This window comes from Burkholderia sp. FW306-1C-G01B (genome assembly GCF_058781685.1).
This window is the reverse complement of the sequence record NZ_JBYSWZ010000014.1, coordinates 163,754-186,843: the sequence shown is the minus strand read 5'-3', so window position 1 is coordinate 186,843 and position 23,090 is coordinate 163,754. Positions and strand designations below refer to the sequence as shown.

Below are 23,090 nucleotides of genomic sequence, written 5' to 3'. Positions count from 1 at the left end.
TAAAAAAGTTGGGCCTTGCGTGCCCGGCATTTTGTAAATCAGCCCCGACCAATCGCAGTCGGGAATGGAGAAAATGATGAGCCTTGGACTCGTAGGTCGCAAGGTTGGCATGACCCGTATCTTCACGGCTGAAGGGGATTCGATTCCCGTCACCGTGCTGGACGTGTCGGACAACCGCGTGACGCAGATCAAGACTGTTGAAACCGACGGCTACACGGCCGTGCAGGTTGCATTCGGCTCCCGTCGCGCATCGCGCGTGACGAAGCCGCTGGCAGGTCATCTCGCCAAAGCCGGTGTCGAAGCCGGTGAAATCCTCAAGGAATTCCGCATTGACGCGGCCAAGGCAGCCGAGCTGTCGAATGGCGCCGTGGTCGGTGCAGATCTTTTCGAAGTGGGCCAGAAGGTCGACGTGCAGGGTGTGTCGATCGGTAAGGGCTACGCCGGTACGATCAAGCGTTACAACTTCTCCTCCGGCCGTGCCACGCACGGTAACTCGCGCTCGCACAACGTGCCGGGCTCGATCGGTATGGCGCAGGATCCGGGTCGCGTGTTCCCGGGTAAACGCATGACGGGTCACATGGGTGACGTGACCGTGACGGTGCAGAACCTCGAAATCGCTCGTATCGACGCAGAGCGCAAGCTGCTGCTCGTCAAGGGTGCGATTCCGGGCGCGAAGGGTGGCAAGGTTTTTGTCACGCCGGCCGTCAAGACCAAGGGGGCGAAATAATGGAACTCAAGCTCCTGAACGAAAATGGTCAGGAAGGTGCAGTGGTCAACGCATCGGACGTCGTGTTCGGTCGTGACTACAACGAAGCGCTGATCCACCAGGTCGTCGTCGCTTACCAGGCGAATGCTCGCCAGGGTAACCGCGCGCAGAAGGACCGCGAGCAGGTCAAGCACACCACCAAGAAGCCGTGGCGCCAGAAGGGTACGGGCCGTGCTCGTGCCGGTATGTCGTCGAGCCCGCTGTGGCGTGGCGGTGGTCGTATCTTCCCGAACTCGCCGGAAGAAAACTTCTCGCACAAGGTCAACAAGAAGATGCATCGCGCAGGTCTCTGCTCGATCTTCTCGCAGCTGGCCCGTGAAGGCCGTCTGTCGGTCGTCGAGGACATCGTCCTCGAAGCGCCGAAGACCAAGCTGCTGGCCGACAAATTCAAGACCATGGGTCTCGACTCCGTGCTGATCATCACCGACACGGTTGACGAAAACCTGTACCTGGCTTCGCGCAACCTGCCGCACGTGGCAATTGTCGAGCCGCGCTACGCTGACCCGCTGTCGCTGATCTACTTCAAGAAAGTGCTGGTCACGAAGGCTGCGGTCGCCCAGATCGAGGAGTTGCTGTCATGAGCGAGATTCGCAAGAACGATCATCGTTTGATGCAGGTCCTGCTCGCACCGGTGATCTCGGAAAAGGCGACGCTGGTTGCCGACAAGAACGAGCAAGTCGTGTTCGAAGTCGCACCGGATGCCACGAAGCAGGAAGTGAAGGCGGCTGTCGAGCTGCTGTTCAAGGTGGAAGTTGATTCCGTCAACGTGCTGGTTCAGAAGGGCAAGCAGAAGCGCTTTGGCCGTTCGATGGGCCGCCGCAAGGACGTGAAGAAGGCGTACGTTTGCCTGAAGCCCGGCCAGGAAATCAACTTTGAAGCGGAGGCCAAGTAATCATGGCAATCGTGAAAGTTAAACCGACTTCGCCGGGTCGCCGCGCGATGGTCAAGGTGGTCAACAAGAATCTGCACCAGGGCAAGCCGTTCGCGGCACTGCTCGACTCGCAGAGCTCGACCGCCGGCCGTAACAACAACGGCCGCATCACCACGCGCCACAAGGGCGGTGGTCACAAGCAGCACTATCGTATCGTCGATTTCCGTCGCACGAAGGATGGCATCCCGGCAAAGGTCGAGCGTCTCGAATACGACCCGAACCGCAGCGCGAACATCGCGCTGGTGCTCTACGCAGACGGCGAGCGTCGCTACATCATCGCCCCGAAGGGCCTGACCGTCGGCCAACAGCTGATGTCGGGTTCGGAAGCGCCGATCCGTGCAGGCAACACGCTGCCGATCCGCAACATTCCGGTCGGTACGACGATCCACTGCATCGAGATGCTGCCGGGCAAGGGCGCGCAAATGGCGCGTTCGGCTGGCACGTCGGCCATGCTGCTGGCGCGCGAAGGCGTCTACGCGCAGGTTCGCCTGCGTTCGGGCGAAATCCGCCGCGTGCACATCGAGTGCCGTGCAACGATCGGTGAAGTCGGCAACGAAGAGCATAGCCTGCGCCAGATCGGCAAGGCTGGCGCGAACCGCTGGCGCGGTATCCGCCCGACGGTGCGTGGCGTTGCGATGAACCCGGTCGATCACCCGCACGGTGGTGGTGAGGGCAAGACGGCTGCAGGTCGCGACCCGGTGAGCCCGTGGGGTACGCCGGCTAAGGGTTACCGCACCCGCAGCAACAAGCGCACGACGACGATGATCGTCCAGCGCCGTCACAAGCGTTAAGGAGTAGGCAATGGCACGTTCTGTTAAAAAAGGTCCGTTCTGCGACGCCCATTTGCTGAAGAAAGTTGAGGCGGCTGCAGCTTCGCGCGACAAAAAGCCGATCAAGACCTGGTCGCGTCGCTCGACGATTCTGCCGGATTTCATCGGCCTGACGATCGCTGTTCACAACGGCCGTCAACACGTTCCGGTGTACATCTCGGAAAACATGGTCGGCCACAAGCTTGGCGAGTTCGCACTGACCCGTACGTTCAAGGGTCACGCAGCCGACAAGAAGGCCAAGAAATAAGGGGCAATCAAGATGGAAGTGAAAGCAATTCATCGCGGTGCCCGCATCTCGGCGCAAAAAACGCGCCTTGTGGCTGACCAGATCCGCGGTTTGCCGGTCGACAAGGCGCTGAACGTTCTGACGTTCTCGCCGAAGAAGGCGGCTGGCATCGTGAAGAAGGTTGTGCTGTCGGCAATCGCGAATGCGGAGCACAACGAAGGCGCCGATATCGACGAGCTCAAGATCAAGAGCATCTACGTCGACAAGGCTGCATCGCTCAAGCGTTTCACCGCGCGCGCCAAGGGCCGCGGTAACCGCATCGAGAAGCAATCCTGTCACATCACTGTGACGGTCGGGAATTAAGGAGCCATACGATGGGACAGAAAATTCATCCGACTGGCTTCCGCCTGGCTGTCAGCCGTAATTGGGCTTCGCGTTGGTACGCGAACAACAACAATTTCGCGGCGATGCTGCAGGAAGACATCGGTGTTCGTGAATACCTGAAGAAGAAGCTGAAGAACGCTTCGGTCGGTCGGGTCGTCATCGAGCGTCCGGCGAAGAACGCGCGCATCACGATTTACAGCTCGCGTCCGGGCGTGGTCATCGGCAAGAAGGGCGAGGATATCGAACAGCTGAAGACGGAACTGCAACGCCGCATGGGCGTTCCGGTCCACGTCAACATCGAAGAGATCCGCAAGCCGGAAACCGATGCGCAACTGATCGCTGACTCGATCACGCAACAGCTCGAGCGCCGGATCATGTTCCGTCGCGCGATGAAGCGTGCGATGCAGAACGCGATGCGTCTGGGTGCCCAGGGCATCAAGATCATGAGCGCTGGCCGTCTGAACGGTATCGAAATCGCTCGTACGGAGTGGTATCGCGAAGGTCGCGTGCCCCTTCACACGCTGCGTGCCGATATCGACTACGCGACTTCGGAAGCGAAGACGACCTACGGGATCATCGGCGTCAAGGTATGGGTGTACAAGGGCGACACGCTCGGCCGCAATGACGCACCGGTGGTGGAAGAAGTAGCCGAAGACAAGCGTCCGCGTCGCAATGCGCGTCCGGGCGATCGTCGTCCGCGCCGTGACGGCGAAGGCGGCGCTCCGGGTGCTCGCCGTGGCGCACCGCGCCGTGGCGCCGGCAAGCCCGAAGACGGCAAGACTGGAGAATAACGATGCTGCAACCGAAACGCAGAAAGTATCGTAAAGAGCAGAAGGGTCGTAACACCGGCAAGGCGACGCGCGGCAACGCAGTGTCGTTCGGTGAATTCGGCCTGAAGGCGATCGGTCGCGGTCGTCTGACCGCACGTCAAATTGAAGCGGCGCGTCGTGCAATGACGCGTCACATCAAGCGTGGCGGCCGCATCTGGATCCGGATCTTCCCGGACAAGCCGATTTCGCAGAAGCCGGCCGAAGTGCGTATGGGTAACGGTAAGGGTAACCCGGAGTACTACGTCGCCGAGATTCAGCCGGGCAAGATGCTCTATGAAATGGACGGCGTAACCGAAGAACTGGCACGCGAAGCGTTCCGTCTGGCTGCAGCCAAGCTGCCGCTGAAGACGGCATTCATCGTGCGCCAGCTCGGCGCCTAAGGAGAAAACATGAAGGCTTCCGAACTTCTCCAGAAAGACCAGGCCGCGCTCAACAAGGAGCTGGCGGACCTGCTGAAGGCGCAATTCGGCCTGCGCATGCAACTCGCGACCCAGCAGCTCACGAACACGAGCCAGCTGAAGAAGGTTCGTCGCGACATCGCACGTGTGCGGACCGTCATGACTCAGAAGGCGAACCAGAAATGAACGATAGCGTGAAAACCTCGCTGAAGCGGACGCTGGTCGGTCGGGTCGTCAGCAACAAGATGGACAAGACCGTCACCGTGCTGATCGAGCACCGCGTCAAGCACCCGATCTACGGCAAGTATGTCGTGCGCTCGAAGAAGTACCACGCGCACGATGAAGCGAACACCTGCAACGAAGGCGATCTCGTCGAAATCCAGGAAACTCGTCCTGTTTCGAAGACGAAGGCCTGGACGGTGTCGCGCCTCGTCGAAGCAGCTCGCGTCATCTAAGCGGGCCGTGCGGTAGGCAGTAACAGGCACTTCTCCACGAAGTGCTTGAAATCGCAAAGTTTTTGCTTGCGTGACCAGGGTTATTTGTTATAATCCTGGTCTTCCCTCTTTATGGGAGCCCCGTCGCGGGCGAAGTTGGTGGGGGAAGCGGACTGGCGCCAGCCTGTCCGAAAGATTCACCGAATTGCGATGGCGGGTTTCGTTTGCCGTCGCTGCTGTTCCAACCCAAGCAGCCGATTGGCTGACGGGACCAAGACTGACCGAATGCATCATGGTGGTGCATCCGGATTAAGTTGGGAAAGACAAACCATGATCCAGACCGAATCTCGGCTCGAAGTAGCCGACAACACGGGTGCACGTGAAGTCCTGTGCATCAAGGTGCTCGGCGGCTCGAAGCGTCGTTATGCCGGCATTGGCGACATCATCAAGGTGAGCGTCAAAGAGGCAACGCCGCGCGGGCGCGTGAAGAAAGGCGAAATTTACAACGCCGTGGTGGTCCGCACCGCCAAGGGTGTGCGCCGTCAAGACGGCTCGCTGATCAAGTTCGACGGCAACGCCGCTGTGCTTTTGAATAACAAGCTCGAGCCGATCGGCACCCGTATCTTCGGGCCGGTGACGCGTGAGCTGCGTAGCGAACGATTCATGAAGATCGTTTCGCTGGCGCCGGAAGTGCTGTAAGGAGTCGCGATGAACAAGATTCGCAAGGGTGACGAAGTGATCGTCGTTACCGGCAAGGACAAGGGCAAGCGCGGCGTCGTGCTGGCTGTCGGTGCTGAGCATGTGACGGTTGAAGGTATCAACCTCGTCAAGAAGCATGTGAAGCCGAACCCGATGAAGGGTACGACGGGCGGCGTGGAAGCGAAGACGATGCCCCTGCATATTTCGAACGTCGCACTGGTCGACGCGAATGGCAAGGCGTCGCGTGTTGGCATCAAGGTCGAGGAAGGCAAGAAGGTTCGCTTCCTGAAGACGACCGGTGCCGTACTGAGCGCCTGACGCAGCGGAGTAAAAAATGGCTCGTTTTCAAGAGTTTTACAAAGAAAAGGTTGTGCCCGGCCTGATTGAGAAGTTCGGTTACAAGTCGGTCATGGAAGTGCCGCGCATCACCAAGATCACGCTGAACATGGGTCTTGGCGAAGCGATCGCTGACAAGAAGATCATCGAGAACGCCGTTGGCGACCTCACGAAGATCGCTGGTCAGAAGCCGGTCGTGACGAAGGCGCGCAAGGCAATCGCAGGCTTCAAGATCCGCCAGGGTTATCCCATCGGCGCGATGGTGACGCTGCGTGGTCGTGCAATGTATGAATTCCTCGACCGTTTCGTGACCGTCGCCCTGCCCCGCGTGCGTGACTTCCGCGGCGTGTCGGGTCGTGCTTTCGATGGCCGTGGCAACTACAACATCGGTGTGAAAGAGCAGATCATTTTCCCCGAAATCGATTACGACAAGATCGACGCACTGCGTGGGCTGAACATCAGCATCACGACGACTGCGAAGACCGACGACGAAGCAAAGGCTCTGCTCGCCAGCTTCAAGTTCCCGTTCAGAAACTGAGGTTACCGTGGCTAAACTGGCACTGATCGAACGTGAAAAGAAGCGCGCCCGCCTGGTCGCGAAGTTCGCAGCAAAGCGCGAAGCGCTGAAGGCGATCGTCGAAGACCAAAGCAAGTCGGAAGAAGAGCGCTACGAAGCACGCCTGGAGCTGCAGCAACTGCCCCGCAACGCAAACCCGACCCGCCAGCGTAACCGCTGCGCGATCACGGGCCGTCCGCGTGGCACGTTCCGTAAATTCGGCCTCGCGCGTAACAAGATTCGTGAAATCGCATTCCGTGGCGAGATTCCTGGCCTGACCAAGGCGAGCTGGTAATAGGAGAAACGTAAATGAGCATGAGTGATCCTATCGCCGATATGCTGACTCGCATCCGCAACGCGCAGATGGTCGAGAAGGTATCGGTCGCGATGCCCTCGTCGAAGGTCAAGGTTGCAATCGCGCAAGTCCTGAAGGACGAAGGTTATATCGACGATTTCGCGGTGAAGGCTGAAGGCGCGAAGGCAGAACTGAACATCGCGCTGAAGTACTACGCTGGCCGTCCGGTCATCGAACGCCTCGAGCGCGTGTCGAAGCCTGGCCTGCGCGTCTACCGCGGTCGTAACGACATTCCGCAGGTCATGAATGGCCTCGGCGTGGCAATCGTGTCGACGCCGAAGGGCGTGATGACCGACCGCAAGGCGCGCGCTACCGGCGTCGGCGGCGAAGTCATCTGCTACGTCGCTTAAAGCCGAGGAGAGAGAAACATGTCTCGAGTAGGTAAGAGCCCGATCGCGCTGCAAGGCGCGGAAGTCAAGCTGGCCGACGGTGCAATCACCGTCAAGGGTCCGCTGGGCACCATCACGCAAGCGATCAATCCGCTCGTGAACGTGGCGAACAACGACGGCACGCTGAATCTGTCGCCGGTCGACGAAAGCCGCGAAGCAAACGCACTGTCGGGCACGATGCGCGCGATCATCGCGAATGCCGTGCACGGCGTGACCAAGGGTTTCGAGCGCAAGCTGACGCTGGTTGGCGTCGGTTACCGTGCGCAAGCGCAAGGCGACAAGCTGAACCTGTCGCTGGGTTTCTCGCACCCGGTGGTGCACCAGATGCCGGAAGGCGTCAAGGCTGAAACCCCGACGCAAACCGAAATCGTGATCAAGGGGATCAACAAGCAACAAGTCGGTCAAGTAGCTGCGGAAGTTCGCGGTTACCGTCCGCCGGAGCCCTACAAGGGCAAGGGCGTGCGCTATTCCGACGAGGTTGTGATCCTCAAAGAAACGAAGAAGAAGTAAGGGTGCGCAATCATGGATAAGACTCAATCTCGCCTGCGCCGCGCTCGCCAGACGCGTATCAAGATCGCTGAGCTGCAGGTCGCGCGTCTCGCCGTGCATCGCACGAACACGCACATCTACGCTCAAGTGTTCTCGCCCTGCGGCACCAAGGTGCTCGCCAGCGCGTCGACGCTCGAGGCAGAAGTGCGCGCCGAGCTCGCCGACAAGTCGGGCAAGGGCGGCAACGTTAACGCCGCGACGCTGATCGGCAAGCGTATTGCCGAGAAGGCAAAGGCCGCCGGCATCGAATCCGTCGCCTTCGACCGCTCGGGCTTCCGCTACCACGGCCGCGTGAAAGCGCTGGCTGAGGCAGCTCGCGAAGCTGGGCTCAAGTTCTAAGGAAGGAATTCGTCATGGCAAAGATGCAAGCGAAAGTTCAGGCTGACGAGCGCGACGACGGCCTTCGTGAAAAGATGATTTCGGTCAATCGCGTGACCAAGGTCGTGAAGGGTGGCCGTATTCTCGGCTTCGCCGCACTGACCGTGGTTGGCGATGGTGATGGCCGCATCGGTATGGGCAAGGGCAAGGCGAAGGAAGTGCCGGTCGCTGTCCAGAAGGCAATGGAACAAGCTCGCCGCAACATGTTCAAGGTGCCGCTCAAGAACGGCACGCTGCAGCACGAAGTGCACGGCAAGCACGGCGCATCGGCCGTCCTCCTCGCTCCGGCGAAGGCAGGTACGGGCGTGATCGCCGGCGGCCCGATGCGCGCAGTGTTCGACGTGATGGGCGTTCAGAACGTTGTGGCGAAGAGCCACGGTTCGACGAACCCGTACAACCTCGTTCGCGCCACGCTGGACGGCCTGCGCAAGCAGTCCACCCCGGCAGACATCGCGGCGAAGCGCGGCAAGTCCGTCGAAGAAATTTTGGGCTAAGCCCGGGTGGTCACCATGTCTGAAAAAACTGTCAAGGTTCAGCTCGTTAAGAGCCTGATCGGGACCCGCGAATCGCACCGCGCGACCGTGCGTGGCCTGGGCCTGCGCCGACTCAACTCGGTCAGCGAGCTGCAGGACACGCCGGCGGTCCGCGGCATGATCAACAAGGTCTCGTACCTCGTTAAGGTCATCGCGTAAGCGGCCCTACGGATCAAGGAGTTGATATGGAATTGAATAACCTGAAGCCGGCCGCTGGCGCCAAGCACGCCAAGCGTCGCGTCGGCCGTGGCATCGGTTCGGGCCTCGGCAAGACGGCTGGCCGTGGTCACAAGGGTCAGAAATCGCGTTCGGGCGGCTTCCACAAAGTCGGTTTCGAAGGCGGTCAGATGCCGCTGCAACGTCGTCTGCCGAAGCGCGGCTTCACGTCGCTGACGAAGGAATTCGTTGGTGAAGTGCGCCTGGGCGACCTCGAGAAGCTGCCGGTCGACGAGATCGATCTGCTCGCACTGAAGCAAGCCGGCCTGGTCGGCGAGCTGACGAAGAGCGCAAAGATCATCGCGACGGGCGAACTGAAGCGCAAGATCGTCGTGAAGGGTCTCGGTGCCACCAAGGGTGCGCGCGCTGCGATCGAAGCGGCTGGCGGTTCGTTCGCCGAGTGACACGCGTAGCGCGTCGTCACTTGCATTCATCGGAGAAGGTACTTGGCTAACAGCCCGAGTCTTGCAAAACCCGGTCGAAGCACGGCGAAATTCGGCGATCTGCGTCGGCGAGCGATGTTCCTGCTCCTGGCGCTGATCGTCTATCGCATCGGCGCGCACATTCCCGTGCCGGGCATCGATCCGGATCAACTGGCTAAGCTGTTCCAGAGCCAGGCGGGTGGCATCCTGGGCATGTTCAACATGTTCTCGGGTGGCGCACTTTCCCGCTTCACGATCTTTGCGCTGGGGATCATGCCGTACATTTCGGCGTCGATCATCATGCAGTTGCTGGCGATCGTTTCGCCGCAGCTCGAGGCGCTGAAGAAGGAAGGGCAGGCAGGGCAACGGAAGATCACGCAGTACACGCGGTATTTCACCGTGGTGCTCGCGACCTTCCAGGCGTTCGGTATCGCGGCTGCGCTGGAAAACCAGCCGGGCCTCGTCACCGATCCCGGCATGCTGTTCCGTCTGACGACGGTCGTGACGCTGGTTACCGGCACGATGTTCCTGATGTGGCTCGGCGAGCAGATTACCGAGCGTGGTCTGGGCAACGGTATCTCGATCATCATCTTCGGCGGGATCGCAGCAGGGTTCCCGAATGCCGTCGGTGGGCTGTTCGAGCTGGTGCGTACGGGTTCGATGAGCATCATTTCGGCGATCATCATCGTCGTCCTGATTGCCGCGGTGACTTACCTGGTCGTGTTCATCGAACGCGGTCAGCGCAAGATCCTCGTGAACTACGCGAAGCGCCAGGTCGGCAACAAGATCTACGGCGGGCAGTCGTCGCACCTGCCGCTGAAGCTGAACATGTCGGGCGTGATTCCGCCGATCTTCGCATCGTCGATCATCCTGTTCCCGGCAACGATTCTCGGCTGGTTCAGTACCGGTCAGCCGACGGGAAGCTGGATTTCCAATACGTTGCATAACGTTGCGGAAGCGCTGAAGCCGGGCCAGCCGGTCTATGTGCTGCTGTACACGCTGGCAATCGTGTTTTTCTGCTTCTTCTACACCGCACTGGTGTTCAACAGCAGGGAAACCGCGGACAACCTGAAGAAGAGCGGCGCGTTTGTTCCGGGCATCCGTCCGGGCGATCAGACCGCACGATATATCGACCGCATCCTCACGCGTCTGACGCTGGCCGGTGCGATCTACATCGTCTTCGTGTGTCTGCTGCCGGAATTCCTGGTGCTGCGCTGGAACGTGCCGTTTTATTTTGGTGGAACGTCGCTGCTGATCATTGTCGTCGTCACGATGGACTTTATGGCGCAGGTGCAGTCGTACGTTATGTCGCAACAGTATGAGTCGCTGCTCAAGAAGGCCAACTTCAAGGGCGGCAACATCCCAACGCGTTAATAAGGACTATGGCCAAAGACGATGTAATCCAGATGCAGGGTGAGGTGATCGAAAACCTCCCGAATGCGACCTTCCGTGTGAAGCTGGAAAACGGCCATGTCGTGTTGGGGCATATTTCCGGAAAGATGCGGATGCACTACATCCGCATTCTGCCCGGCGACAAGGTGACGGTTGAGTTGACGCCTTACGATCTGTCTCGTGCGCGGATCGTGTTCCGGGCGAAGTGATTTGAAAAAAGGGTATTATCATGAAAGTGATGGCATCGGTTAAGCGCATTTGCCGCAATTGCAAGATCATCAAGCGCAAAGGCGTCGTTCGCGTGATCTGCAGCTCGGATCCGCGCCACAAGCAGCGCCAAGGCTGACCGCGCGTTTGTTTGCGCTTTTTGTTTGAGGAAAAACAATGGCTCGTATCGCAGGGGTTAACATCCCGAATCACCAGCATACCGAGATTGGCCTGACGGCAATCTTCGGTGTCGGCCGCACCCGTTCGCGCAGCATCTGCGTGGCAGCTGGCGTCGATTTTTCGAAGAAGGTCAAGGACCTGACCGACGCAGACTTGGAAAAGCTGCGTGAAGAAGTGGGCAAGTTTGTCGTCGAAGGCGATCTGCGCCGTGAAGTGACGATGAACATCAAGCGCCTGATGGACCTCGGTTGCTACCGTGGCGTCCGTCATCGCAAGGGCCTGCCGATGCGCGGTCAGCGTACGCGTACGAACGCACGTACCCGCAAGGGTCCGCGTCGTGCAGCGCAAGCGCTGAAGAAGTAAGCGGAACTGACAGTTACAGGAAAACGTAATGGCTAAGGCTTCGAACACCGCGGCGCAACGCGTTCGCAAGAAGGTTAAGAAGAACGTCGCTGAAGGTGTGGTTCACGTCCACGCGTCGTTCAACAACACGATCATCACGATCACCGATCGCCAAGGCAACGCGCTGGCATGGGCGACGTCGGGCGGCCAGGGCTTCAAGGGCTCGCGCAAGTCGACGCCGTTCGCTGCTCAGGTCGCAGCCGAGTCGGCCGGCCGCGTCGCGATGGAATATGGCGTGAAGAATCTGGAAGTGCGGATCAAGGGCCCGGGCCCGGGTCGCGAGTCGGCAGTGCGTGCACTGCACGGCCTCGGCATCAAGATCACCGCGATTTCGGACGTCACCCCGATTCCGCACAACGGCTGCCGCCCGCCGAAGCGTCGTCGTATCTAAGAATGTGCTGGCACGTTCGTGCTGGCGCATTGCCTGTCGCCGCTCAGCGTCGACGGGCGTTGCTTTTTTGATTGACTAAGCCCACCGTTCGCCCCAAAGGGAGCGGACTAGCGCGGATTTCGATCCGCGTGACTGATTGATAAAGGAATGCAAAGTGGCACGTTATATCGGCCCCAAAGCCAAGCTGTCCCGCCGTGAAGGCACCGACCTGTTCCTGAAGAGCGCGCGCCGCTCGCTCGCCGACAAGTGCAAGCTCGACAGCAAGCCGGGTCAGCACGGCCGTACCTCGGGCGCACGTACGTCCGACTACGGTACGCAGCTGCGCGAAAAGCAGAAGGTCAAGCGTATCTACGGCGTGCTGGAGCGTCAGTTCCGCCGCTACTTCGCTGAAGCCGACCGCCGCAAGGGCAACACGGGTGAAAACCTGCTGCAACTGCTCGAGTCGCGCCTCGACAACGTCGTGTATCGCATGGGCTTCGGCTCGACCCGCGCCGAAGCGCGTCAGCTCGTGAGCCACAAGTCGATCACGGTGAATGGCGTCGTCGCGAACGTCCCGTCGCAGCAAGTGAAGGCGGGTGACGTCGTCGCGATCCGCGAAAAGGCGAAGAAGCAGGCGCGTATCGTCGAAGCACTGTCGCTGGCCGAGCAAGGCGGCATGCCGAGCTGGGTTGCAGTCGATGCGAAGAAGTTCGAAGGCACGTTCAAGCAAATGCCGGAACGCGCTGACATCGCAGGCGACATCAACGAAAGCCTGATCGTCGAATTGTATTCGCGTTAATCGGATTGACAGCCGAGGTACCCCGATTGCGTTACGCAAGGAGGGGCCTCGGCTGTTTATTTTCTGGTTGTTACCGGTCAGCCTTATCGGTGTAACGAGCCGAGGGTATTGAAAAGGAAAACCCATGCAAACCAGTTTGCTGAAACCCAAGATCATCGCCGTGGAATCGCTGGGCGAGAACCACGCGCGGGTGGTCATGGAACCGTTCGAGCGCGGTTACGGCCATACCTTGGGCAATGCGCTTCGCCGCGTGCTGCTGTCGTCGATGGTTGGCTACGCGCCGACCGAAGTCACGATCGCAGGCGTGGTGCACGAGTACTCGACGCTTGATGGCGTGCAAGAAGACGTCGTCAACCTGCTGCTGAACCTGAAGGGCGTGGTGTTCAAGCTGCATAACCGTGACGAAGTGACGGTTACGCTGCGCAAGGAAGGCGAAGGCGTCGTCACGGCCGGCGATATCGAGCTGGCTCACGATTGCGAAGTCATCAACCCGAATCACGTGATCGCGCACCTGTCGAAGGGCGGCAAGCTCGACGTTCAGATCAAGATCGAGAAGGGCCGCGGCTATGTGCCCGGCAACGTCCGTCGCTACGGCGAAGACACGGCCAAGATCATCGGCCGCATCGTCCTCGACGCATCGTTCTCGCCGGTTCGCCGCGTGAGCTACGCTGTCGAAAGCGCACGTGTCGAGCAGCGTACCGACCTCGACAAGCTCGTGATGAACATCGAGACGAGCGGCGTGATCACGCCGGAAGAAGCGATCCGTCAATCGGCCCGCATCCTGGTCGACCAGCTGTCCGTGTTCGCGGCGCTGGAAGGCACGGAAACGGCTGCCGAGGCACCGTCGCGCGCACCGCAGATCGACCCGATCCTGCTGCGTCCGGTGGACGATCTCGAGTTGACGGTTCGTTCGGCGAACTGCCTGAAGGCCGAGAACATTTACTACATCGGCGATCTGATCCAGCGCACGGAAAACGAGCTGCTGAAGACGCCGAACCTCGGTCGCAAGTCGCTCAACGAGATCAAGGAAGTGCTCGCTTCGCGCGGTCTCACGCTGGGCATGAAGCTCGAGAACTGGCCGCCGGCTGGTCTCGACAAGTAAGCCCGGTTGTTGCTGCAGTTGGCAAAGATGCGGATTTTCCTTTAAAATCCGCATCTTGCTTTTTTCGTTACCGGCCCGTGCACCCTCCGAGGTGCGATAGAAGAGCTGGATCAAAACTTTGAATCAAGGAAACTGAAATGCGCCATCGTCATGGTCTGCGGAAACTGAACCGCACGAGCAGCCACCGTCTGGCTATGCTCCGTAACATGTCCAACTCGCTGATCGAGCACGAAGTCATCAAGACGACGCTGCCGAAGGCGAAGGAACTCCGTAAAGTCGTCGAGCCGCTGATCACGCTCGGCAAGAAGCCGTCGCTGGCAAACCGTCGCCTGGCGTTCAACCGCCTGCGCGATCGTGACTCGGTGGCGAAGCTGTTCGACGTGCTCGGTCCGCGCTTCGCGAACCGTCCGGGCGGCTACCTGCGCGTGCTGAAGTTCGGCTTCCGCGTCGGCGACAACGCACCGATGGCACTGGTCGAGCTGCTCGACCGTCCGGAAGTCGACGAAACGGAAAACGTGCAAGAAGCTGAATAAGCTTCCGGTACGCAGCAGTATCTGAAAGGGGCCGAGCGATTGCTTGGCCCTTTTTGTTTTTGGGGCGCCGGCTGCGATCGATTGTCGCAGGCCGACTCAGGCAGCGTTGCGCGGGCTGCGCTACGATACGGGGCAGCCAGCGTGGTCCCAGGGCGGATTGCCGCGCCGGCAGGAACCGGTAGACCAGCCAGGAGGACGGGGATGATAGTGGTGCTGATGCTGACGACGGTGCCTGACGCGGCGACGGCCGCGGCGCTAGCCGACGGCGCGCTCGACGCGCGGCTTGCCGCGTGCGTGTCGGAGCTCGGCACGATCAAGTCGCGCTATCACTGGCAGGGCAAGGTCGAAACGGCCGACGAGATCCAGTTGCTGTTCAAGACGAGCCCCGTGCGGGCGCTCGAACTGGAGCGATTTATTCTTGCGCATCATCCGTACGAGACGCCCGAAATCGTCTCGTGGCAGGCGACGGCATCGGCCGCGTACGGCCAGTGGGTGACCAGTGAAACTCAACGTCTATTTCATGTTTAACGGTATGGCGCTTTCCGTGCGCGTGCGCGCGCTGCGGCTTCTTGCAGTTCTGTTGTCGTTCGTGCTCGTGCTGGGTGGCCAGTCGGTCGCGCGCGCGGCCGACGATTTCCTCGATCCGGCGGTCGCTTTCAAGTTCAGCGCGAGCGAATCGCCGGGACAGGTGGACGTCCGCTTCAAGGTCGCCAACGGCTATTACCTGTATCGCGAGCGGTTCGCGTTCGCGGTGAAGAGCGGGCAGGCGACGCTCGGCGAGCCCCAATTGCCGGCCGGCCACGTGAAGTTCGACCAGACGTTCCAGAAGGACGTCGAGACCTATCGTGACGAAGTCGTGGTGCACGTGCCGGTCAAGCAGGCGTCGGGGCCGTTCGAGCTCGCGGTGACGTCGCAGGGGTGCGCGGACGAAGGGATCTGCTATCCGCCGGCGGAGCACGTCGTGAAGATCGACGGCGCCGCGCTGGGTGCAGCCGCATCGTCGTCCGGCGAAACGGCTGCCGGTAGCTGGTTCGACAAGGTCACGAGCGCCGATTTCGCGCAGTCGCTGCTCGAAGGTCACGGCTTCTTCTCGATCGTCGCGCTGTACTTCGTCGCTGGCGTCGTTCTGAGCCTCCTGCCCTGTTCGTACCCGATGATTCCGATCGTGTCCGCGATCATCATCGGCCAGGGCACGCGCGCGACGCATGCGCGCGGCTTCGCGCTGTCGCTGACCTACGTGGTCGGCATGGCGCTGGTCTATACGGTGCTCGGCATCGCCGCGGCGCTGGTCGGCCAGAGTCTCGGCGCGTGGCTGCAGAACCCGTGGGTGCTCGGCGCGTTCGGCGTGCTGCTCACCGCGTTCGCCGTATCGCTGATTTCGGGCAAGGACATCGCGCTGCCCGAGCGTTGGCAGAACGGCGCGGCCGAGGCATCGAGCGCGCGCCGGGGCGGCCATTTCGCCGCGGTTGCCGCGATGGGCGCATTGTCGGCGCTGGTCGTCGGCGCATGCATGACGGCGCCGCTGTTCGCGGTGCTGGCCTTCATCGCGCACACCGGCAATGCGTTGCTCGGCGGTGCGGCGCTGTTCGCGATGGGGCTGGGGCTCGGCGTGCCGCTGCTGGTCGTCGGCGTCGGTGCCGGGACGGTGCTGCCGCGCGCGGGCGCATGGATGGATGGCGTGAAGGTGTTCTTCGGCATCGTGCTGCTCGCGGCCGCGCTGTGGATCGTGTGGCCCGTGCTCGCAGGCGCTCTGAAGATGGTGCTCGCCGCGTTGTGGCTGCTCATCGCGGCCGCGGCGCTCGGGTTGTTCACGCCGAACGCCGGCGCTGCGTCGATCTGGCGCCGCCTGGGCCGCGGCGTGGGCGCCGCGCTCGCGATCTGGGCGGCGACACTGCTCGTCGGCCTGGCTGCAGGGTCGACCGATCCCGTCAAGCCGCTGGCCGTGCTTGCGGCTCGCACGGTTGCGTCGGGCGGCGCTGCGGCGGCGGGCACGGCAGCCGCGCAGGACGGGCCCGCGTTCGCATCGGTGCGCTCCAGTAGCGAGCTCGACGTGCTGCTGAAGACGTCGGGCCGGCCCGTGATGCTCGACTTCTACGCCGACTGGTGCGTGAGCTGCAAGGAGATGGAGCATCTGACGTTTACCGACGCGCGCGTGCAGGCGAGGCTCGCGAAGCTTCACCTCGTGCGCGCGGATGTCACCGCGAACAACCCGGACGATCAGGCGCTGCTCAAGCGCTTCAACCTGTTCGGGCCGCCGGGCATCATCTTTTTCGATCGCAGCGGCAACGAAATCGGGCGCGTGGTCGGCTATCAGGCGGCCGAGACGTTCCTGCGCAGCCTCGATCGGGTCGCTGTCCCGACGGTATGACAGTGTCAGCCGGTGGTGAACCGGGGCGCTCGCGCGGCATCAGCTGACGATTCGACGTCGGCAGGCAGGTGGCCTCGATCGGCGGCAAACAAAAAAACGGCGGAACACCGAGGTGTCCCGCCGTTTTTCCTTACGCCTGCCGGCGAGCGATCAGCGTTGCGCTTTCAGCAGACGCGCGGCGTCGAGCGCGAAGTACGTGAGCACGCCGTCGGCGCCCGCACGCTTGAACGCGAGCAGCGATTCGAGCACGACCTTGTCGTGGTCGAGCCAGCCGTTCATCGCGGCAGCCTTCAGCATCGCGTATTCGCCGCTCACCTGGTACACGTAGGTCGGGAAGCGGAACTCGTCCTTCACGCGACGCACGATGTCGAGGTACGGCATGCCGGGCTTGACCATCACCATGTCGGCGCCTTCGTCGATGTCGAGGCGCACTTCGCGCAGCGCTTCGTCACTGTTCGCCGGATCCATCTGGTAGGTCATCTTGTTGCCCTTGCCCAGGTTGGATGCCGAGCCGACCGCGTCGCGGAACGGGCCGTAGAACGCCGACGCGAACTTGGCCGAGTAGGCCATGATGCGCGTATGGATATGGCCGTCGCTTTCCAGCATCTCGCGGACCGCGCCGATGCGGCCGTCCATCATGTCCGACGGCGCGACGATGTCGACGCCTGCTTCGGCCTGCGCACGCGCCTGATCGACCAGGATCTCGATCGTGTCGTCGTTGATCACGTAGCCGTTCTCGTCGAGCACGCCGTCCTGGCCGTGGCTCGTGTACGGATCGAGTGCGACGTCGGTCAGCACGCCGAGCTCGGGGAAGCGCTTCTTCAGCTCGCGCACCGCACGCGGGATCAGGCCTTCCGGATTGGCTGCCTCGCGGCCGTCAGGCGTTTTCAGCGACGGCTCGATGGCCGGGAACAGCGACAGCACGGGCACGCCGAGTTCGACGCATTGCTCGGCGACATGCATCAGCAGATCGACGGACACGCGCTCGACGCCGGGCATCGACGGCACCGGCTGCCGTTCGTTGGTGCCGTCGACGACGAACACCGGATAAATCAGGTCGTCGGTGGTCAGGCGGTTTTCGCGCATCAGGCGCCGGGAGAAGTCGTCGCGGCGCATCCGGCGCGGACGATGAAGCGGATGGAAGCTCATGTCGATTGGGCAGAAATCAGGGCAGTAAGGACCTTACGGAACCCTTAGGTCATTTTCGGGAGCGTTGGTATATGATAGCGATCGAGCGGCACGCGTCGCGTGCAACTCCCCGCTTCTCCTCCCTGAGCGGGTGCCTGTCGTTTTTCGATTAGGCTGTTTGACCCGCCGTTAAACGGCGGGTTTTTTTATGAGCCGGCCGAATCCGCAGGCGCCGTCAGGTGCGCGCCGCCGATCCCGGCCGCGCGTTGCCCGATCATTGTGCTACAGGCTCGCTTTTTTCGTCGGCGACGGACGGCCGCACCCAGCTCTCGATCAACTCATGTGCCTCGTCGAGCCCCGTGCGCTTCAGCGCGGAGAACAGCTGGACCGTCAGCTTGCCCTGGACGCCCTGGTCGCGATACGCATCCAGCCCCTTTTGCGTGGTCCGCAGCGCGTTGATGCTTTCCTGCCGCGTCAATTTGTCGCACTTCGTCAGCAGCGTGTGGATCGGCTTGCCGGTCGGCGTGAACCACTCGATCATGCGGCGATCGAGGTCGGTCAGCGGACGGCGCGAATCCATCATCAGGATCAGGCCGCAGAGCTGCGAGCGGGTCGCGAGGTAGGACGACAGCAGCATTTCCCAGTGCGCCTTCGCGGCGCCCGGCACTTCCGCGTAGCCGTAGCCGGGCAGGTCGACGAGGTTCGCGACGGGCTCGGCGGCCGGGCCGACGGAGAAGTAGTTGATATGCTGCGTACGGCCGGGCGTCTTCGACGCGAAGGCCAGCCGCTTCTGGTTGCACAGCACGTTGATCGCCGTCGACTTGCCGGCGTTCGAGCGGCCCGCGAACGCGATTTCCGGCTGTACCGTCGGCGGCAGGTCGCGCAGATGGTTGACGGTCGTGTAGAAGCGGGCTTGATGGAGCAGAAAGGCCATGGGAACCGGAAGGACGGGCGGCGCGAGCCGCTTGGTGGAGGCGGGGTAGCCCCGATAGGCGCGGGAGCTTTCAACACGATATTGTACAATACGGCGGTTTTGCCGAAGGCCACCGGGCGCCTGCCTCGCGCTTTTATGTGGCTTCTGCGGTAGACTGGTCGCCGTCGTTTTTTGCAGAACCTCAAATTCCCACAAGACGAAACAGGGTGTGCGAATGAATCGACTGTGCAAGTCTCTGATGGTGCTTCAGGTTGCAGCAGGGTTCGTAGGTTTCGTAGCGGAGGCAAACGCGGCGGATGCGGCAAAGCCGGATCTCGACCGCGGCAAGGCGATTGCCGGGCAGGTCTGCGCGTCGTGTCACGGCGCTGACGGCAATAGCGCGTCGGGCAGTTTCCCGAAGCTTGCCGGCCAGCATCCCGAGTATCTGGTCAAGCAGTTGAACGACTTCAAGACGCAGCCGGGCGCGAAGGGGCCGGTGCGTACCAACGCGGTGATGGTCGGATTCGCGAGCGCGCTGAGCGCGGACGACATGCGCAACGTCGCCGCGTACTACGGGTCGCAGACGACGAAGCTCGGTACCGCACGCGATGCGGCGACCGTGCCGATCGGCCAGAAGATCTATCGCGGCGGCATCGCGGAGAAGGGCGTACCTGCCTGCGCGAGCTGCCACGGGCCGACCGGGCAGGGGCTTCCGGTCCAGTACCCGCGTCTGTCGGGGCAGTGGGCCGATTACACGGTCGCGCAGTTGACCGCGTTCCAGCAGGGAGCTGGCGCGCGCAACAACAACGACGCGATGCATCAGATCGCGACGCGCCTGTCGGACAACGAGATCAAGGCCGTCGCGGATTACATCGCGGGCCTGCGTTGAGCGGTCGGTCGCGAATGGAATGACCGGGCGCCCGAAGGGCGTCCGGAGTCAGAACAAGAAAAGGGTGGGGCGCCGCACCGTTGCGGTCGCCTTGCCCTTTTTTGTTGTCAGTCGGAGTTTGAATGAGCGTTACCACGTCGGGGTTGCAGTCGAAGTCGGGTCAGGGTGCGCCGAAGCGCGCGGTCGAGCTGCTGAGCTCGATGCGCTTCGCGATCGCGCTGCTGGTGGTGCTGTCGATCGCGAGCATCATCGGCACGGTCCTGACCCAGGACGATCCGTATCCGAACTACGTGAACCAGTTCGGGCCGTTCTGGGCGGACATCTTCCGCTCGCTCGGCCTGTACAACGTGTACAGCGCGTGGTGGTTCATGCTGATTCTGATCTTCCTCGTCGTGTCGGTCTCGCTGTGCGTGATCCGCAACGCGCCGAAGATGCTCGCCGATGCGAAGAGCTGGAAGGACAAGGTCCGCGAAGGCAGCCTGCGCGCGTTCCACCACAAGGCCGAGTACACGGCTTCCGGCACGCGCGCGACGGTCGCGGCGACGCTAGCCACGTTCGTCACCAAGGCAGGCTACAAGCACGTCGTGCGTGAAACCGACGGCGCGACGCTGATCTCCGCGAAGCGCGGTGCGATGACCAAGTGGGGCTACATCTCCGCCCACCTCGCGATCGTCGTGATCTGTATCGGTGGCCTGCTCGACAGCAACCTGCCGATCAAATTCCAGATGTGGATGTTCGGCAAAAGCCCGGTCAACACGAGCGCGACGATCAGCGAGATCTCGCCCGACCATCGCCTGTCCGCGTCGAACCCGACGTTCCGCGGTTATGCGTGGGTGCCCGAGGGCCAGTTCGTGTCGACCGCGATCCTGAACCAGCCGAGCGGCTCGCTGATCCAGGACCTGCCGTTCTCGATCCAGCTCAACAAATTCATCGTCGACTACTACACGACGGGCATGCCGAAGCTGTTCGCGAGCGACATCGTCGTGATCGATCGCGAGACCGGCCAGAAGATCCCGGCGCGCGTCGAGGTCAACAAGCCGTTCACGTACAAGGGCGTGTCGATCTACCAGTCGAGCTTCCAGGACGGCGGCTCGCAGATGCAGATGACGGCCTACCCGATGACGGGCGGCAACGCGAAGACCTTCCCCGTGCACGGCACGATCGGCAGTTCGGCGCCGCTGCAAATGCCGGGCGCCGACGGCGACACGATCGAGTTCGCCGATTTCCGCGCGATCAACGTCGAGAACATGGCCGACGCGAACGGCAAGCTGGACGTGCGCGGCGTCGCGAAGACGGCGTCGCTGAAGGAGGCGTTCGACGAACGGCTCGGCTCCGGCGCGAAGACGTCGAAGCCGATGCAGCTCCACAACATCGGCCCGTCCGTGCAGTACAAGATCCGCGGCAAGGACGGCCAGGCGCGCGAATTCAACAACTACATGCTGCCCGTCGACATGAACGGCGAGCGCGTGTTCCTCGCCGGCGTGCGCGCGAGCCCGAACGATCCGTTCCGCTACATGCGGATTCCGGCCGACAGCCAGGATTCGATCGGCGAATGGATGCACCTGCGCGCCGCGCTCGAGGATCCGGCCGTGCGTGCCGAAGCCGCCGCGCGCTTCGCGCAGCGTTCGCTGCCGGGCTCCGACGCATCGCTGCGCGGCCGCCTGCAGGACAGCGCATCGAAGGTGCTGACCCTGTTTGCTGCAAGCGACGACAGCGGCGGCCGCGGCGCCGACGGCCAGCCGATCGGCGGTTTCCAGGCCGTGGCGACGTTTATCGACCGCACGGTGCCGAAGGCCGAGCAGGAGAAGGCCGCGAGCCTGCTGCTGCGGATGCTCGAGGGCTCGATGTGGGAGGTCTGGCAGATCTCGCGCGAGCGCGTCGGCCAGCCGGCTGCCCAGCAGGGCACCGACACGATCCGCTTCGTGCAGAACGCGATCAATGCGCTATCCGACAGCTTTCTGTATGGATCGCCCGTCTATCTGCAGCTTGACTCATTCAAGCAGGTGCAAGCTTCGGTATTTCAGTTGACGCGCGCACCCGGCAAGAATCTGGTGTATCTTGGCAGCCTGCTGCTGGTCGCCGGCATCTTCTCGATGTTCTACGTGCGCGAACGGCGCCTCTGGTTCTGGCTCAAGGATGCCGGCTCGGGCGTCGACGTGGTGATGGCGATGTCCACGGCCCGCAGGACCTTCGATTTCGAGAAAGAATTCGTGCAGACGCGCGACGCGGCCGGCGTCGCCTTGCGCGCCGCACCTCGCGACGCCGCGCCCGCCGGTGCGGCATCGACGGCCCGCCCGCCTGCCGGCGGCGGTTCGGATTCCGAGAATTCCACCCGGTAACGTCATGGATCTCACGCAAGTTTCCTCCTCCCCTCGGGCGTCGGCCCAGGCCCCGGTTTCGGCGCCGCTGTTCGACGACCGTCCGTTCCTCGCACGCCTGTCGCTGATCGACTGGCTGTTCGCACTGGCGCTCGTGGTGGGCGCGGGCTATGCGCTCGTGCACTACAACGCGCACATGGATTACTACGACAAGGCGGTGATGATCGGCACCGTGCCGGCGCTCATCGCGCTCGGCTGGCGCTGGAAGCCCGCGCGGCTGATGATGGCGTCGATCGCCGTGCTGTCGCTGCTGTCGATCCAGATCTACCAGGGCGATCTCGGGCGCGCCGATTCGGCGTTCTTCCTCAAGTACTTCCTGTCGAGCCAGTCGGCGATCCTGTGGATGAGCGCGCTGTTCGTGCTCGCGACGGTCTTCTACTGGATCGGCTTGCTCGCGCGCTCGGAAACGGGTGCCGCAATCGGCCAGAAGCTCACGTGGGCCGCCGTGCTGATGGGCTTCACGGGGCTGATGGTGCGCTGGTACGAGTCCTACCTGATCGGCGCCGATGTCGGGCATATCCCCGTGTCGAACCTCTACGAGGTGTTCGTCCTGTTCAGCCTGATTACCGCGCTGCTCTACCTGTATTACGAAGGCCACTACGGCACGCGTTCGCTCGGCGCGTTCGTGCTGCTGGTCATCAGCGCGGCGGTCGGCTTCCTGATGTGGTACTCGGTCGCGCGCGATGCGCAGCAGATCCAGCCGCTGGTGCCTGCGCTGCAGAGCTGGTGGATGAAGATCCACGTGCCGGCGAACTTCATCGGCTACGGCAGCTTCGCGTTGTCGGCGATGGTGTCGGTCGCGTACCTGATGAAGGAGCGCGGCGTGCTCGCCGATCGCCTGCCGACGCTCGAGGTGCTCGACGACGTGATGTACAAGTCGATCGCGGTCGGTTTCGCGTTCTTCACGATCGCGACGATCCTCGGCGCGCTGTGGGCGGCCGAGGCATGGGGCGGCTACTGGAGCTGGGACCCGAAGGAAACCTGGGCGCTGATCGTGTGGCTGAACTACGCGGCGTGGCTGCACATGCGGCTGATGAAGGGCCTGCGCGGCGCGGTTGCCGCCTGGTGGGCACTCACGGGCCTGCTCGTGACGACGTTCGCGTTCCTCGGCGTCAACATGTTCCTGTCCGGGCTGCATAGCTACGGCAAGCTGTAAGATTTCGGCCGCTCGTCCGACTATAAGACCGCCGGTGCACT

The 23,090-nt window shown here is 62.2% G+C and carries 35 protein-coding genes; 33 read left to right on the top strand and 2 right to left on the bottom strand.

Features of this window, described 5'->3' with window-relative positions; genetic code table 11:
- The first annotated feature begins 76 nt into the window (after nucleotides 1-76).
- The 30 genes from rplC (at nucleotide 77) to dsbD (ending at nucleotide 16,585) form a co-directional block, all read left to right on the top strand.
- A complete protein-coding gene (rplC, locus tag AC3WLY_RS26445; protein ID WP_006482922.1) occupies nucleotides 77-727 on the top strand; it encodes a 50S ribosomal protein L3 in 651 nt (216 codons plus the stop codon).
- On the top strand, nucleotides 727-1,347 hold the full coding sequence (rplD, locus tag AC3WLY_RS26440) for a 50S ribosomal protein L4 (RefSeq protein ID WP_040143046.1): 621 nt from the start codon (nucleotides 727-729) through the stop codon (nucleotides 1,345-1,347). Before rplC ends, rplD begins: the two co-directional genes overlap by 1 nt.
- Nucleotides 1,344-1,658, top strand: a complete 315-nt coding sequence (gene rplW, locus AC3WLY_RS26435) for a 50S ribosomal protein L23 (protein WP_004199275.1) — start codon at nucleotides 1,344-1,346, stop codon at nucleotides 1,656-1,658. The genes rplD and rplW overlap by 4 nt, the downstream gene beginning before the upstream one ends.
- Nucleotides 1,659-1,660: 2 nt before the next feature.
- Nucleotides 1,661-2,488 (top strand): 50S ribosomal protein L2, encoded by an 828-nt coding sequence (rplB, locus tag AC3WLY_RS26430; protein ID WP_006482900.1) that lies wholly within the window; start codon nucleotides 1,661-1,663, stop codon nucleotides 2,486-2,488.
- Between the two features lie 10 nt (nucleotides 2,489-2,498).
- Entirely contained in the window at nucleotides 2,499-2,774 is a 276-nt protein-coding gene (gene rpsS, locus AC3WLY_RS26425) for a 30S ribosomal protein S19 (RefSeq protein WP_004199273.1), read from the top strand.
- 12 nt (nucleotides 2,775-2,786) lie between these two features.
- Nucleotides 2,787-3,116: a 50S ribosomal protein L22 gene (rplV, locus tag AC3WLY_RS26420; protein WP_004199272.1), complete on the top strand. Its 330-nt coding sequence runs from the start codon at nucleotides 2,787-2,789 to the stop codon at nucleotides 3,114-3,116.
- An 11-nt stretch (nucleotides 3,117-3,127) separates the two neighbouring features.
- Complete coding sequence (gene rpsC / locus AC3WLY_RS26415) at nucleotides 3,128-3,928, top strand: 30S ribosomal protein S3 (RefSeq protein WP_006482899.1); 801 nt, start codon at nucleotides 3,128-3,130, stop codon at nucleotides 3,926-3,928.
- A gap of 2 nt (nucleotides 3,929-3,930) precedes the next feature.
- Nucleotides 3,931-4,347: a 50S ribosomal protein L16 gene (gene rplP / locus AC3WLY_RS26410; protein ID WP_006482873.1), complete on the top strand. Its 417-nt coding sequence runs from the start codon at nucleotides 3,931-3,933 to the stop codon at nucleotides 4,345-4,347.
- 9 nt (nucleotides 4,348-4,356) lie between these two features.
- Nucleotides 4,357-4,551, top strand: a complete 195-nt coding sequence (rpmC, locus tag AC3WLY_RS26405) for a 50S ribosomal protein L29 (protein WP_006400652.1) — start codon at nucleotides 4,357-4,359, stop codon at nucleotides 4,549-4,551.
- A complete protein-coding gene (gene rpsQ, locus AC3WLY_RS26400; RefSeq protein WP_006752928.1) occupies nucleotides 4,548-4,820 on the top strand; it encodes a 30S ribosomal protein S17 in 273 nt (90 codons plus the stop codon). Before rpmC ends, rpsQ begins: the two co-directional genes overlap by 4 nt.
- 309 nt (nucleotides 4,821-5,129) lie before the next feature.
- Nucleotides 5,130-5,498, top strand: coding sequence for a 50S ribosomal protein L14 (gene rplN, locus AC3WLY_RS26395; RefSeq protein ID WP_006482918.1), 369 nt, complete (start codon nucleotides 5,130-5,132; stop codon nucleotides 5,496-5,498).
- A 9-nt stretch (nucleotides 5,499-5,507) separates the two neighbouring features.
- A complete protein-coding gene (gene rplX, locus AC3WLY_RS26390; protein ID WP_006477187.1) occupies nucleotides 5,508-5,816 on the top strand; it encodes a 50S ribosomal protein L24 in 309 nt (102 codons plus the stop codon).
- A gap of 16 nt (nucleotides 5,817-5,832) precedes the next feature.
- Nucleotides 5,833-6,372, top strand: coding sequence for a 50S ribosomal protein L5 (gene rplE / locus AC3WLY_RS26385; RefSeq protein ID WP_006482882.1), 540 nt, complete (start codon nucleotides 5,833-5,835; stop codon nucleotides 6,370-6,372).
- A gap of 7 nt (nucleotides 6,373-6,379) precedes the next feature.
- On the top strand, nucleotides 6,380-6,685 hold the full coding sequence (rpsN, locus tag AC3WLY_RS26380; protein WP_006482884.1) for a 30S ribosomal protein S14: 306 nt from the start codon (nucleotides 6,380-6,382) through the stop codon (nucleotides 6,683-6,685).
- A gap of 14 nt (nucleotides 6,686-6,699) precedes the next feature.
- Nucleotides 6,700-7,095 carry a 30S ribosomal protein S8 gene (gene rpsH / locus AC3WLY_RS26375; RefSeq protein ID WP_034183605.1) on the top strand — a complete coding sequence of 132 codons (396 nt, stop codon included), beginning with the start codon at nucleotides 6,700-6,702 and terminating at the stop codon, nucleotides 7,093-7,095.
- Between the two features lie 18 nt (nucleotides 7,096-7,113).
- The gene (gene rplF, locus AC3WLY_RS26370; protein WP_006758786.1) at nucleotides 7,114-7,644 is read left to right on the top strand and encodes a 50S ribosomal protein L6; all 531 of its coding nucleotides are present in this window, start codon (nucleotides 7,114-7,116) and stop codon (nucleotides 7,642-7,644) included.
- A gap of 12 nt (nucleotides 7,645-7,656) precedes the next feature.
- Nucleotides 7,657-8,022, top strand: a complete 366-nt coding sequence (rplR, locus tag AC3WLY_RS26365) for a 50S ribosomal protein L18 (protein ID WP_006477183.1) — start codon at nucleotides 7,657-7,659, stop codon at nucleotides 8,020-8,022.
- Between the two features lie 14 nt (nucleotides 8,023-8,036).
- Nucleotides 8,037-8,555, top strand: coding sequence for a 30S ribosomal protein S5 (gene rpsE / locus AC3WLY_RS26360; protein WP_006482895.1), 519 nt, complete (start codon nucleotides 8,037-8,039; stop codon nucleotides 8,553-8,555).
- A gap of 15 nt (nucleotides 8,556-8,570) precedes the next feature.
- Nucleotides 8,571-8,753, top strand: a complete 183-nt coding sequence (gene rpmD, locus AC3WLY_RS26355; protein ID WP_006400644.1) for a 50S ribosomal protein L30 — start codon at nucleotides 8,571-8,573, stop codon at nucleotides 8,751-8,753.
- Nucleotides 8,754-8,779: 26 nt separating this feature from the next.
- On the top strand, nucleotides 8,780-9,214 hold the full coding sequence (rplO, locus tag AC3WLY_RS26350) for a 50S ribosomal protein L15 (protein ID WP_006482880.1): 435 nt from the start codon (nucleotides 8,780-8,782) through the stop codon (nucleotides 9,212-9,214).
- 42 nt (nucleotides 9,215-9,256) lie between these two features.
- Nucleotides 9,257-10,606, top strand: a complete 1,350-nt coding sequence (gene secY, locus AC3WLY_RS26345) for a preprotein translocase subunit SecY (RefSeq protein WP_072443819.1) — start codon at nucleotides 9,257-9,259, stop codon at nucleotides 10,604-10,606.
- 8 nt (nucleotides 10,607-10,614) lie between these two features.
- A complete protein-coding gene (gene infA, locus AC3WLY_RS26340) occupies nucleotides 10,615-10,833 on the top strand; it encodes a translation initiation factor IF-1 (protein ID WP_004521905.1) in 219 nt (72 codons plus the stop codon).
- Nucleotides 10,834-10,853: 20 nt separating this feature from the next.
- A complete protein-coding gene (gene rpmJ / locus AC3WLY_RS26335; RefSeq protein ID WP_004199844.1) occupies nucleotides 10,854-10,970 on the top strand; it encodes a 50S ribosomal protein L36 in 117 nt (38 codons plus the stop codon).
- A gap of 38 nt (nucleotides 10,971-11,008) precedes the next feature.
- The gene (rpsM, locus tag AC3WLY_RS26330; protein WP_006477178.1) at nucleotides 11,009-11,374 is read left to right on the top strand and encodes a 30S ribosomal protein S13; all 366 of its coding nucleotides are present in this window, start codon (nucleotides 11,009-11,011) and stop codon (nucleotides 11,372-11,374) included.
- 28 nt (nucleotides 11,375-11,402) lie between these two features.
- Nucleotides 11,403-11,804 carry a 30S ribosomal protein S11 gene (gene rpsK, locus AC3WLY_RS26325; protein ID WP_004197937.1) on the top strand — a complete coding sequence of 134 codons (402 nt, stop codon included), beginning with the start codon at nucleotides 11,403-11,405 and terminating at the stop codon, nucleotides 11,802-11,804.
- A gap of 154 nt (nucleotides 11,805-11,958) precedes the next feature.
- Nucleotides 11,959-12,582 (top strand): 30S ribosomal protein S4, encoded by a 624-nt coding sequence (gene rpsD, locus AC3WLY_RS26320; RefSeq protein WP_012362893.1) that lies wholly within the window; start codon nucleotides 11,959-11,961, stop codon nucleotides 12,580-12,582.
- A gap of 124 nt (nucleotides 12,583-12,706) precedes the next feature.
- A complete protein-coding gene (locus AC3WLY_RS26315; protein ID WP_006477176.1) occupies nucleotides 12,707-13,684 on the top strand; it encodes a DNA-directed RNA polymerase subunit alpha in 978 nt (325 codons plus the stop codon).
- Nucleotides 13,685-13,821: 137 nt separating this feature from the next.
- Nucleotides 13,822-14,217 (top strand): 50S ribosomal protein L17, encoded by a 396-nt coding sequence (gene rplQ, locus AC3WLY_RS26310; protein ID WP_006477175.1) that lies wholly within the window; start codon nucleotides 13,822-13,824, stop codon nucleotides 14,215-14,217.
- Between the two features lie 201 nt (nucleotides 14,218-14,418).
- Nucleotides 14,419-14,745: a divalent-cation tolerance protein CutA gene (gene cutA, locus AC3WLY_RS26305; protein ID WP_072443822.1), complete on the top strand. Its 327-nt coding sequence runs from the start codon at nucleotides 14,419-14,421 to the stop codon at nucleotides 14,743-14,745.
- On the top strand, nucleotides 14,738-16,585 hold the full coding sequence (gene dsbD, locus AC3WLY_RS26300) for a protein-disulfide reductase DsbD (RefSeq protein ID WP_492308790.1): 1,848 nt from the start codon (nucleotides 14,738-14,740) through the stop codon (nucleotides 16,583-16,585). Before cutA ends, dsbD begins: the two co-directional genes overlap by 8 nt.
- A 150-nt stretch (nucleotides 16,586-16,735) precedes the next feature.
- On the opposite strand, the gene hemB is transcribed toward dsbD, so the two are convergent.
- Together hemB and yihA are read right to left on the bottom strand one after the other, a co-directional pair.
- Nucleotides 16,736-17,734, bottom strand: a complete 999-nt coding sequence (gene hemB / locus AC3WLY_RS26295; RefSeq protein ID WP_034183609.1) for a porphobilinogen synthase — start codon at nucleotides 17,732-17,734, stop codon at nucleotides 16,736-16,738.
- A gap of 253 nt (nucleotides 17,735-17,987) precedes the next feature.
- Nucleotides 17,988-18,647 carry a ribosome biogenesis GTP-binding protein YihA/YsxC gene (yihA, locus tag AC3WLY_RS26290; protein WP_034183610.1) on the bottom strand — a complete coding sequence of 220 codons (660 nt, stop codon included), beginning with the start codon at nucleotides 18,645-18,647 and terminating at the stop codon, nucleotides 17,988-17,990.
- A 214-nt stretch (nucleotides 18,648-18,861) separates the two neighbouring features.
- On the opposite strand from yihA, the gene AC3WLY_RS26285 reads away from it, so the two are divergent.
- From AC3WLY_RS26285 to ccsB, 3 genes are all read left to right on the top strand, one after another.
- Nucleotides 18,862-19,515 carry a c-type cytochrome gene (locus AC3WLY_RS26285; protein WP_175963257.1) on the top strand — a complete coding sequence of 218 codons (654 nt, stop codon included), beginning with the start codon at nucleotides 18,862-18,864 and terminating at the stop codon, nucleotides 19,513-19,515.
- Between the two features lie 122 nt (nucleotides 19,516-19,637).
- Entirely contained in the window at nucleotides 19,638-21,854 is a 2,217-nt protein-coding gene (locus tag AC3WLY_RS26280) for a cytochrome c biogenesis protein ResB (protein ID WP_175963250.1), read from the top strand.
- Between the two features lie 4 nt (nucleotides 21,855-21,858).
- A complete protein-coding gene (gene ccsB / locus AC3WLY_RS26275) occupies nucleotides 21,859-23,049 on the top strand; it encodes a c-type cytochrome biogenesis protein CcsB (protein ID WP_492308791.1) in 1,191 nt (396 codons plus the stop codon).
- The last annotated feature ends 41 nt before the right edge of the window (nucleotides 23,050-23,090 follow it).

Coding starts and splice junctions, on each gene's coding strand:
- rplC (WP_006482922.1), top strand. CDS start 77: ATGAGCCTTGGACTCGTAGGTCGCAAGGTTGGCATGACCCGTATCTTC.
- rplD (WP_040143046.1), top strand. CDS start 727: ATGGAACTCAAGCTCCTGAACGAAAATGGTCAGGAAGGTGCAGTGGTC.
- rplW (WP_004199275.1), top strand. CDS start 1,344: ATGAGCGAGATTCGCAAGAACGATCATCGTTTGATGCAGGTCCTGCTC.
- rplB (WP_006482900.1), top strand. CDS start 1,661: ATGGCAATCGTGAAAGTTAAACCGACTTCGCCGGGTCGCCGCGCGATG.
- rpsS (WP_004199273.1), top strand. CDS start 2,499: ATGGCACGTTCTGTTAAAAAAGGTCCGTTCTGCGACGCCCATTTGCTG.
- rplV (WP_004199272.1), top strand. CDS start 2,787: ATGGAAGTGAAAGCAATTCATCGCGGTGCCCGCATCTCGGCGCAAAAA.
- rpsC (WP_006482899.1), top strand. CDS start 3,128: ATGGGACAGAAAATTCATCCGACTGGCTTCCGCCTGGCTGTCAGCCGT.
- rplP (WP_006482873.1), top strand. CDS start 3,931: ATGCTGCAACCGAAACGCAGAAAGTATCGTAAAGAGCAGAAGGGTCGT.
- rpmC (WP_006400652.1), top strand. CDS start 4,357: ATGAAGGCTTCCGAACTTCTCCAGAAAGACCAGGCCGCGCTCAACAAG.
- rpsQ (WP_006752928.1), top strand. CDS start 4,548: ATGAACGATAGCGTGAAAACCTCGCTGAAGCGGACGCTGGTCGGTCGG.
- rplN (WP_006482918.1), top strand. CDS start 5,130: ATGATCCAGACCGAATCTCGGCTCGAAGTAGCCGACAACACGGGTGCA.
- rplX (WP_006477187.1), top strand. CDS start 5,508: ATGAACAAGATTCGCAAGGGTGACGAAGTGATCGTCGTTACCGGCAAG.
- rplE (WP_006482882.1), top strand. CDS start 5,833: ATGGCTCGTTTTCAAGAGTTTTACAAAGAAAAGGTTGTGCCCGGCCTG.
- rpsH (WP_034183605.1), top strand. CDS start 6,700: ATGAGCATGAGTGATCCTATCGCCGATATGCTGACTCGCATCCGCAAC.
- rplF (WP_006758786.1), top strand. CDS start 7,114: ATGTCTCGAGTAGGTAAGAGCCCGATCGCGCTGCAAGGCGCGGAAGTC.
- rplR (WP_006477183.1), top strand. CDS start 7,657: ATGGATAAGACTCAATCTCGCCTGCGCCGCGCTCGCCAGACGCGTATC.
- rpsE (WP_006482895.1), top strand. CDS start 8,037: ATGGCAAAGATGCAAGCGAAAGTTCAGGCTGACGAGCGCGACGACGGC.
- rpmD (WP_006400644.1), top strand. CDS start 8,571: ATGTCTGAAAAAACTGTCAAGGTTCAGCTCGTTAAGAGCCTGATCGGG.
- rplO (WP_006482880.1), top strand. CDS start 8,780: ATGGAATTGAATAACCTGAAGCCGGCCGCTGGCGCCAAGCACGCCAAG.
- infA (WP_004521905.1), top strand. CDS start 10,615: ATGGCCAAAGACGATGTAATCCAGATGCAGGGTGAGGTGATCGAAAAC.
- rpmJ (WP_004199844.1), top strand. CDS start 10,854: ATGAAAGTGATGGCATCGGTTAAGCGCATTTGCCGCAATTGCAAGATC.
- rpsM (WP_006477178.1), top strand. CDS start 11,009: ATGGCTCGTATCGCAGGGGTTAACATCCCGAATCACCAGCATACCGAG.
- rpsK (WP_004197937.1), top strand. CDS start 11,403: ATGGCTAAGGCTTCGAACACCGCGGCGCAACGCGTTCGCAAGAAGGTT.
- AC3WLY_RS26315 (WP_006477176.1), top strand. CDS start 12,707: ATGCAAACCAGTTTGCTGAAACCCAAGATCATCGCCGTGGAATCGCTG.
- rplQ (WP_006477175.1), top strand. CDS start 13,822: ATGCGCCATCGTCATGGTCTGCGGAAACTGAACCGCACGAGCAGCCAC.
- cutA (WP_072443822.1), top strand. CDS start 14,419: ATGATAGTGGTGCTGATGCTGACGACGGTGCCTGACGCGGCGACGGCC.
- dsbD (WP_492308790.1), top strand. CDS start 14,738: ATGTTTAACGGTATGGCGCTTTCCGTGCGCGTGCGCGCGCTGCGGCTT.
- hemB (WP_034183609.1), bottom strand. CDS start 17,734: ATGAGCTTCCATCCGCTTCATCGTCCGCGCCGGATGCGCCGCGACGAC.
- yihA (WP_034183610.1), bottom strand. CDS start 18,647: ATGGCCTTTCTGCTCCATCAAGCCCGCTTCTACACGACCGTCAACCAT.
- AC3WLY_RS26285 (WP_175963257.1), top strand. CDS start 18,862: ATGAATCGACTGTGCAAGTCTCTGATGGTGCTTCAGGTTGCAGCAGGG.
- AC3WLY_RS26280 (WP_175963250.1), top strand. CDS start 19,638: ATGAGCGTTACCACGTCGGGGTTGCAGTCGAAGTCGGGTCAGGGTGCG.
- ccsB (WP_492308791.1), top strand. CDS start 21,859: ATGGATCTCACGCAAGTTTCCTCCTCCCCTCGGGCGTCGGCCCAGGCC.